General features: G+C 71.7%; 7 protein-coding genes. 3 read left to right on the top strand and 4 right to left on the bottom strand.

Translation table 11 applies throughout. The features are described 5' to 3' along the window. On the bottom strand, nucleotides 1–228 hold a 228-nt coding region (locus tag DBR36_RS05570), incomplete at its 3' end, for a PepSY domain-containing protein (RefSeq protein WP_146185242.1). A gap of 241 nt (nucleotides 229–469) precedes the next feature. Further along, entirely contained in the window at nucleotides 470–1,066 is a 597-nt protein-coding gene (locus DBR36_RS05565; protein ID WP_108317933.1) for a hypothetical protein, read from the bottom strand. Nucleotides 1,067–1,151: 85 nt separating this feature from the next. Between DBR36_RS05565 and DBR36_RS05560 the strand changes: the two genes are divergently transcribed. The 3 genes from DBR36_RS05560 to DBR36_RS05550 all read left to right on the top strand — a co-directional run bounded on the left by DBR36_RS05560 (nucleotide 1,152) and on the right by DBR36_RS05550 (nucleotide 3,077). Beyond that, complete coding sequence (locus tag DBR36_RS05560; RefSeq protein WP_108317932.1) at nucleotides 1,152–2,156, top strand: epimerase; 1,005 nt, start codon at nucleotides 1,152–1,154, stop codon at nucleotides 2,154–2,156. A gap of 93 nt (nucleotides 2,157–2,249) precedes the next feature. Next, a complete protein-coding gene (locus DBR36_RS05555; protein ID WP_108317931.1) occupies nucleotides 2,250–2,522 on the top strand; it encodes a hypothetical protein in 273 nt (90 codons plus the stop codon). Nucleotides 2,523–2,612: 90 nt separating this feature from the next. Continuing rightward, nucleotides 2,613–3,077: a GNAT family N-acetyltransferase gene (locus DBR36_RS05550; protein WP_108317930.1), complete on the top strand. Its 465-nt coding sequence runs from the start codon at nucleotides 2,613–2,615 to the stop codon at nucleotides 3,075–3,077. Between the two features lie 104 nt (nucleotides 3,078–3,181). Here DBR36_RS05550 and DBR36_RS05545 read toward each other — a convergent pair whose 3' ends face one another. Both DBR36_RS05545 and DBR36_RS05540 read right to left on the bottom strand, forming a co-directional pair. After that, nucleotides 3,182–4,075 carry an SDR family oxidoreductase gene (locus tag DBR36_RS05545; protein ID WP_108317929.1) on the bottom strand — a complete coding sequence of 298 codons (894 nt, stop codon included), beginning with the start codon at nucleotides 4,073–4,075 and terminating at the stop codon, nucleotides 3,182–3,184. A gap of 62 nt (nucleotides 4,076–4,137) precedes the next feature. Next, on the bottom strand, nucleotides 4,138–5,934 hold a 1,797-nt coding region (locus DBR36_RS05540), incomplete at its 5' end, for a glycoside hydrolase family 15 protein (protein WP_258222581.1).

Here is a 5,934-nt window from a genome sequence, read left to right as displayed (position 1 = left end):
GGGCAGGGCGGGGGCATCGGATGCCGCGGTCAGCTCGTGCGCGTAGAGCACCTTCTCGAGAGTCGGGGTCACGGCGTAGAGCGCACCGCTGACGGCGGCGACGAAGATGAACGGTCCGACGAGGATCCCGGCGAAGAAGTGCAGCCTCCGCAGCAGCGGAGTGAACCACCCTCGCGGCCGGGCGGACGAGGTGGTCGCCGACGCGGGGGCCGGGGTGGTGGCGGTCATGAGCGGACCGCAGTCGGGACGATCGGGGCAGGGGTGTAGCAAGGCATGGTCGTGTCTTCTCCCGGGTGCGCGCGGCACCCGTCCTCCGGCGGCGCGCGTGCGCGGCCGGGCCCCGCGCCGTGGCGACGGGGTCATCGATGAGGGGCGTCCGCGGACGGCGGACGCGGGACGGCCGCGGTGGGCGCACGAAGCGCCCGGCTCACGGCCGGACGCCCCACCCGTCAGAGAGGTGGAGCGGGGGTCAGGATGCCGCGACCGGCGGCCCGCGCCGCCCGATCGACCGGACGAGCATCAGGACGAGGGGACGTACCGCCACGGCGTCGACGGCGAGCGTCCGGCGCACGGGGGCGGGTCCGAGCGCGGCCGCGATCAGCGCCACCCGCGCGCGGACCCATGCGACGCACCGGTCTGCCAGCTCGCGCAGCAGCGCGAAGGTGCGTTCGGCCCGGTGGAGCGCGACGGTGGTCGCGACCGCGGCGAACAGGTGTCCGGCGCTCATCGTGGCATCCATCGACGCCACCGGAAGAGGCGCACCGGATGCCGCGAACACGGCGCCGTGCACGTGGCCCGCGGCGCCCGGGTCGTACGCGCCCAGGACGAACAGCCCGTGGAACAGCACCTGGCTGAGCGCGACCGCGATGCCGAGTCGCAGAGCCGAGAGCCGCCGTCCCGCGAGGGCCGTGCACGCGACGAACGACAGCGCGAGCGGGACGAGTACGCCCAGCGCTCCGGGCACCTGGCCCCCGGCCGAGACGTGCGACAGCAGCGCGACGAAGGTGGCGACGGTCGCCGCGGCGGCGCCGCGCCCGGCGCGCGCGGCCCGTGCCTGTCGTCGCATAGGTCTCATTGTGTCAGTCCCCCGCGCGGCGCCGTCGCGCGGGGGTGCGCCCCTAGGCTGAGGCCACCGACCCCTGGAGGATGCCGTGTCCCGACCCCGTGTCGTCATCGCCGGTGCGAGCGGCTTCGTCGGCCGCGCACTGGCCCGCGCCTTCGAGGACGACGGCTACGACGTCTTCACCGTGGGACGCTCGGGCTCGGCGGTCTGGGGCGACGACGCCGCGATCGCCCGGCTGGTCGACGGCGCCGAGGTGCTGATCAACCTCGCCGGCAAGATCGTGTCGTGCCGGTACACCGACGCGAACCGCGACGAGATCCTGCGCTCGCGGGTCGACACCACGCGGGCCCTGCACGCCGCGGTCACCATCGCCGCACACCCGCCGCGTGTATGGATGAATGCCTCCACCGCCACGATCTACCGCCACGAGACCGCGCGCGGGAACGACGAGGTCGACGGCGTGATCGGCGAAGGGTTCTCGGTCGATGTCGCGACGAGCTGGGAGCGGGCGTTCTTCGCGGGCGACCTCGCCGCCACGCGGCGCGTCGCGCTGCGCATGGCCATCGTCCTGGGCGACGGACCGGCGACCCGCATGCTGCTGGCACTCGGCCGGCTGGGCCTGGGCGGCCCGCAGATCGACAGCTGGTGGTTCCCGCACCGCCGGTACCGCGGCATCGGCGCCCGGCCGACCGGACCGGTGCGCTCGACCTGGCACCGGACGCGGGGGCACCAGCGCTTCAGCTGGATCCACATCGACGACGTCGTGGCATCCGTCCGCTTCCTGCGGGACCGCGACGACCTCGAAGGTCCCGTCAACCTGTCGGCTCCCGGCGTGAGCGACAACCGCGAACTCATGCGCGAGGTGCGTCGGGTCTCGCGGATGCCGTTCGGCCTGCCGGCGTTCCGCTGGATGCTCGACCCGGCGATGGCCCTGTTGCGCAACGAGCCCGAGCTCGTGCTGAAGAGCCGGTGGGCGGTCCCCCGCGTGCTGACCGAGGCCGGCTTCGTCTTCGGTCACCCCGCGCTCGGGCCCGCTCTGGATGCCGTCGCGGCGGTGCGACGACCCCGCGCGCGCGACATCTTCTCGGCGTGAGCGCGGTCCCGTGCGGGGCCGCCGTGTCAAGAGTGCTGCGGGTGCGGCATCCGGGGGTCTAACGTCGGATCACCACGAACTCAGGAGGCGGCCATGGCCGAACACGACCACGACGAGCAGGTCAAGGGACACGGCACCGGACCCGAAGAGGGGCAGTACACCGATGTCCAGCTGCCCGACGGGACGGCCGACCGCGGCAGCGCCGACCTTCCCGGCGAGTACGTCGACCGGCAGAACGCCGACGGCAGCGAGGACCGCCCCCGCGCCGACGAGGCGGGGGCCTACACCGACGTCGAGCTCCCGACCGGTGACGAATCCCGCGAGGACCTCGAGAACCCCGGCGAATACACCGACCGCGATCGCTGAGCCTTCCGCCTGACCGCGTCGTGCCCGGGCTCACCCCGTGCGCGTCGCGACTGCGCGCTGGAGGTGTCGAACCGCTCCGAGGAGAACCCGATGGCCGACTCGTCCGACATCCGCCCCATCACGCCCGACGACGCCGGCGAGGTGCTGACCATCCAGCGCGCCGCATTCGCCAGCGAAGCACTGATCTACGGCGACCCCGACATGCCGCCGCTCACGCAGACGCTGGAGGAGCTGCACGCCGAGCTGGTCGACAACCTGGGCTGCGTGGCCCTCGCGGACGGGCGCATCGTGGGGGCGGTGCGCGCCCGCCTCGACGGGGACCTGCTGCTCATCGGCCGGCTGGCCATCGCCCCCGACCAGCAGGGCGAAGGGTGGGGCACCCACCTGCTGGCGGCGGTCGAGCAGCGCGGACGCGACGCGGGCGCCGCCCAGGCCGAACTGTTCACCGGAGCGCTCAGCGAGGCCAACCAGCGTCTCTATGAGCGCGAGGGGTACCACCGCAGCGAGATCACGGACGACGGCGAGATCTTCTACCGCAAGCCGCTCACCGACTGACGCACCTCTGACGCCAGGCCTTCGAGCCCGCCGACGGGACCGGCCCGGAACGCCGAAGGGGCCGCCACCCGAATCCGGATGGCGGCCCCTTGTCGTGCGGATGCTTACGGCGTCGGCATCCCTCCGTTGACGTTCAGCGTCTCACCGATGACGTAGCTCGACTCCGCCGACGCGAGGTACACGTACGCGGGGGCGAGTTCGGCCGGCTGACCCATGCGTCCGAGCGGGGTCTCCTCACCGAACTCGTCCACCTTCTCGTCGGGCTGACCGTCGGTCACCTGCAGGGGCGTCCAGATCGGGCCGGGCGCGACCGCGTTCACGCGGATGCCCTTGGGCGCGAGCTGCTGACCGAGGGCCTTGGTGAAGGTGTTGATCGTAGCCTTCGTCGAGGCGTAGTCGACCAGGATCGGTGCCGGCGAGTACGCCTGGATCGAGGTGGTGTTGATGATGGTCGAGCCCGGCTGCAGGTGCGGCACGGCCTCTTTGCAGATCCAGAACATCGCGTAGACGTTGGTCTTGAACGTGTCGTCGAACTGCTCGTCCGAGAGCGTCGTGACGTCCTCGTTGAAGAGCTGCTTGCCGCCGTTGTTCACGACGATGTCGAGTCCGCCGAGGCCCTCGACCGCTTCTTTCACGAGGGTGCGCGCGTAGTCGCGCTCGCGCAGGTCGCCGGGGATCTGGACGACGGTGGCGCCGGCGTCGCGCAGGATGCCGGCGATGCGATCGGCATCCACCTTCTCCTCGGGCAGGTACGACATGGCGACCGAGGCGCCCTCGCGGGCGAAGGCGATCGCGGTGGCCGCGCCGATGCCGCTGTCGGCGCCGGTGATCAGGGCCTTGCGCCCCTTCAGGCGGTCGCTGCCGACGTAGGTGTCCTCGCCCAGCGCGGCCTTCGGGGTGAGCTCGGCGTCAAGGCCGGGCTCCTTCGCATCCTGGGACTGCGGATCGATGTCGGCGTACAGCTTCGAGGGGTCGGTGAACGTGTACTGCGAAGTCATGGCGAGTCCTTTCGAGGGGATGCCGGGACGAGACCGTCCCGACGGGTGCGGGGAGCGCCGGGTCAGCGATCCCCGAGATCGGCGTCGTCGACCAGGTCGCGGATGACCAGGGCGGCGTTGATGAGGGCCAGGTGGCTGAGCGCCTGCGGCAGGTTGCCCCAGAAGGCGCCGTCCGACTCGGCGATCATCTCGGAGTAAACGCCGACATCGTTGCCCTGGGCGACGAGCGCGTCCATCGCCTCGATCGCCTCGGCGTGGCGTCCGACGCACGCCAGCGCGGTGGCCCGCCAGAAGGCGCAGGCGACGAAGGTCTGCTCCTCCTGGTCCATACCCGTGTACCGGTAGACCAGGTGGTTCTCGGTGGTGAGGCGTTCGGTGATGGCATCCAGGGTCTTCGACATCCGCTCACCGCGGTCGAAGCCGGTGGGGGCGTGCAGCAGCACCGAGGCGTCGAGGTCGTCGCTGCCGGGGGCGAGGGTGTAGGCCTGCAGGTCGTCCGACCAGCAGCGTTCCTCGACCCAGCGGTGGATCCGGTCGCGTTCGGCGCGCCAGCGGTCGCCGTTGTCGGGGATGTGGCCGCCGTCGGCGAGCCACTGCGCGTCGTCGAGGGCCTTCCAGCAGCCCATCTTCGACGAGGTGTAGTGGCGCAGTTCGGGCAGCTCCCACATGCCGGAGTCCTCGCGGCGCCACAGGTCGCACGTGCGGTCCGCCACGTCGGCGAGCAGCCGGCCGGTCTGGGTGTCGAGGCGGTTGCCGGCCTCGACGTACGTGCGGCACAGGGCGATGAGGTCGCCGTAGACGCCGAGTTGCAGCTGCCCCTGTGCGGGGTTGCCGGTGACGACGGGCTGGTTGCCGTTCCAGCCGGGCACTTCGTGCTTCTCGAGGCCGATCTCGGCATCGCCGTCGAGGGTGTACATCACCTGCACCTCGGGGCCGTTCCTGCGGATCGTGCGCAGCAGCCACGAGATCGCGGCGTGCGTCTCTTCGCGCAGTCCGAAGCCGACCCAGGCGTGGGCCGTGTAGGCGAGGTCGCGCACCCAGGCGTAACGGTAGTCCCAGTTCTTGCCGCCGCGCGGGTTCTCGGGAAGAGAGGTGGTCGCCGCGGCCGCGATGGCGCCCGTCGGGCTGAACAAGAGAAGCTTCAGGGCGAGGGCGCTGCGCTGGACGTCGTCGGCCCAGGGCCCCTCGTACGAGAACTCGTCGGACCACATGGTCCAGCCGCCGATGGTGCGGTCGATGCCGCGGTCGACGTTCTTCGCGTCGGGGATGCGCAGGGGCTCGCCCTCGGTGGCGGCGATGACGAGCAGGTGGCGCGACCCCTTCGAGGTGGTGAAGCCGCCGTCGATACTCGCGTTCTCGCTGTCGGGGTCGCCGTTCAGGCCGTGCTCGTCACCGGTGACGGCGAGCGAGACGTGTCCGATGCGCATGATCGAGAACCCGTCGATGCGTTCGGTCCACGGCGCCGCCGAGCGCAGCATCGTGCCCGGCTGCACGCACCAGGCGAACTCGACCTCTCCCTTCACCCCGTCGACGCGTCGCGCCAGTTCGGCCCACGGCAGACGACCCGCGATACCGGTGACCATCGCGTCGGTCACCGTCGCCACGCCCGTATCGGTGGTGAAGGTGGTCTCGAGCACGTTGGTGCGGGGGACGTAGCGGCGCGTGACCGTGTACTCCCCCACCGGGGCGAGTTCGATGCAGCCGCCGGCGGATTCATCCACTAGACGCGCGAACACGGGCCGCGAGTGGATGTTCGGCAGCGGCAGCCAGTCCACCGATCCGTCGAGCCCGATCAGCGCGACCGTGCGTCCATCGCCGATGGCGGCGTAGTCGCGGAGGGGCCGGGAGGGCGGTGGCGG

It is taken from the genome of Microbacterium sp. HMWF026 (assembly GCF_003061325.1).
GTDB lineage: Bacteria > Actinomycetota > Actinomycetes > Actinomycetales > Microbacteriaceae > Microbacterium > Microbacterium testaceum_E.
Note: the sequence above shows the minus strand (reverse complement) of the source record. Positions and strands in the feature narration are given on the sequence as shown.

Coding starts and splice junctions, on each gene's coding strand:
- DBR36_RS05565 (WP_108317933.1), bottom strand. CDS start 1,066: ATGCGACGACAGGCACGGGCCGCGCGCGCCGGGCGCGGCGCCGCCGCG.
- DBR36_RS05555 (WP_108317931.1), top strand. CDS start 2,250: ATGGCCGAACACGACCACGACGAGCAGGTCAAGGGACACGGCACCGGA.
- DBR36_RS05550 (WP_108317930.1), top strand. CDS start 2,613: ATGGCCGACTCGTCCGACATCCGCCCCATCACGCCCGACGACGCCGGC.
- DBR36_RS05545 (WP_108317929.1), bottom strand. CDS start 4,075: ATGACTTCGCAGTACACGTTCACCGACCCCTCGAAGCTGTACGCCGAC.